A 1,985-nucleotide genomic window follows, 5' to 3' on the forward strand; every position below is an offset into this window, starting at 1 on the left:
CTCCTGAGACCGCACACGTCAGCTCATTCAAGCTCACGATGGCCGCGGTCGATCGAGTCTCCTCGTACTCTGCATACGCTCGCTCGATCTTCGAACGTGCTATACAGAAATCCATGGCCGCAGACGCCATCGCTCCTGCGAGCTGCTCCACAGCAGGCGCTCCGTTGGCATCATGTGCGAGAAAGTGCGTCCGCACGATAGTCGATGTTTCCGGAACTGTGACGGCGTCCTCGAACGCCGGCAGGAAGCTGATCAGCGAGCTGCTCGTGCCCCGAGCTAGCTCGAGGAACTGTTCGACGACCGCCGATTCGTCAATCATCACTCACCCTTGATCGCGCAGCACGTCCTCCCGCGACCGGGGAGGCACGTAGGCAGGATATCGGCGCGATAGGACATTCTGGCGGCGCCACTCGCTGGGCGCGCTGATCTGCCGCCCTCCCGGAGGTCGGCAGCCGCATGAGCAGATTGGTGACGTTCGCAGCGAGGGGGTGGGCACCCAGAAAGCCGGTCGTGATGAAACGGATGAGAGGACTCGTCATAGCGGATCTAGAGCGGGCCGTTGGTTCTGGTGTGGTCCGGACCTGAGACCGTGAGCAGCGACCCGAGCAATCGTTCCTCGGCGCGGATAGCCGCAAGCCAAGCTTTCGGCTCAGTGGGGTGCGGTCAATCTCCTCATTGAGTCGAGCCGACGATGTACGTAGGAGGAGAGCGAGAACGCGTCGTAGAAATCGTTCAGAACCTCATCATTGAAGATTCGGCTGGAGTGCGCGCGCGGGTTTCGGAAGTGCCCGTGGATCCCAACGAGCAGGCTTTTAAAGCCGCGGTGCTCGCTGATGTCGGAGTCTGATTCATGGGCGTTGATGGACCAGGCGGGATGCTCGCGATTGGTTCCGAGGACGCCGTCGTAAAGAGCTGCGCCATCACCCGCCAACCCCGTGATGCCGCGGACTCTTGCTGGGATGCTCTTCGACGCTTCCGACATTGCATGAAACAGAGAACGCCCGATGAGTTCCTCGTCGCAGTAGCGGAATAACTCGCTGTGACACCCTCGGCGCCTCAGCTCAGTTTGAAGTCGTCCGGCCAGGGCGGCACCCTCGGAGATGCTGGATGCCTTCGCTCCGGATGCGAGCTTGCCCGCTTCGTTAACTGCGTAGCCGTAGTACACGAGGAACTGGTTGAGCTGGTCGCGCAGCTCGTCGAAACGAGCTGGCTGAGCGGCATACCGGCTAGGATTCATGGCCTTTGCGATGAATCCGCCCATGACGTTGCCGGCTTGCTGTCGAACCTGGACGTTGTAGAGAGTGACGTACAGGCTGTCGCGCTTGTTGCCGCCCGGCTCACGCTGCCTGACTCCCACCATCTGGAGCAAGGAGTCGATCTCGGAACCGGTGAGTCCCGGATGATCTGTCTGCGAAAGCACGTCGCACACGCCCTTGACGAAATCCGGGGTGAAGGGAGCAATCTTCGGGGGCGTTTGTTTGGGCATAGTGGTCGACATCGAGTGGCTCTGCTCTTAGAGGCGACTGACCAAGGTCTGGCGCCTTGCGATTAGGTGTTATGACGTTCTTATCATTTCGGACGTGGGTCGGACTCGGAGACTTGGCCTACTCGTCCTCCATCACAGGCTCGGGTTGCTGACCGTGCCGTCGACGCCACAAGTCGCCCATGTCGTCGGCGAACTGGAGATCGACCCGTACGTCGGCTGCTCCGGGAGCGCTGTACATCACCTCAGCTGACTGATCACGCGCGATCACGTCAGGGTATTTGTCGACCATCTGCTTCTGCGCGTTCTGAAAAAGCGAGGAGAGGCCAGGCGCACTCATAAGGTGATCCGAGAACATCCCACCGTAGGAACCGAGGTTCACCGGAACACCGAACATCCCCGGCGGGTATATCGAGTTGGCGCGAGAGCCGATGGCATCAAGCGTTCCGCTCATCCCACCCGCCAAACCCTCACGGAAGAGTGAGGTTCCCCCCGAACCGTA

At 60.6% G+C, this 1,985-nt stretch carries 3 protein-coding genes; all 3 read right to left on the minus strand.

Annotated elements, in window-relative coordinates:
* Positions 1–319 (minus strand): hypothetical protein (locus AMD30_RS25645; RefSeq protein WP_055477358.1); only part of this gene is annotated, 319 nt, incomplete at its 3' end.
* Positions 320–649: 330 nt separating this feature from the next.
* The gene (locus tag AMD30_RS24185) at positions 650–1,498 is read right to left on the minus strand and encodes a TIGR02391 family protein (RefSeq protein WP_006370051.1); all 849 of its coding nucleotides are present in this window, start codon (positions 1,496–1,498) and stop codon (positions 650–652) included.
* A 106-nt stretch (positions 1,499–1,604) separates the two neighbouring features.
* Positions 1,605–1,985, minus strand: a 381-nt coding sequence (locus AMD30_RS24190) for a hypothetical protein (RefSeq protein WP_055477359.1), incomplete at its 5' end; no start/stop codon positions are given.

It is taken from the genome of Gordonia sp. HS-NH1, assembly GCF_001418765.1.
GTDB lineage: Bacteria > Actinomycetota > Actinomycetes > Mycobacteriales > Mycobacteriaceae > Gordonia.

Bases quoted from the DNA above. Each gene is read 5' to 3' on its own strand.
- AMD30_RS24185 (WP_006370051.1), bottom strand. From the start codon at position 1,498: ATGTCGACCACTATGCCCAAACAAACGCCCCCGAAGATTGCTCCCTTC.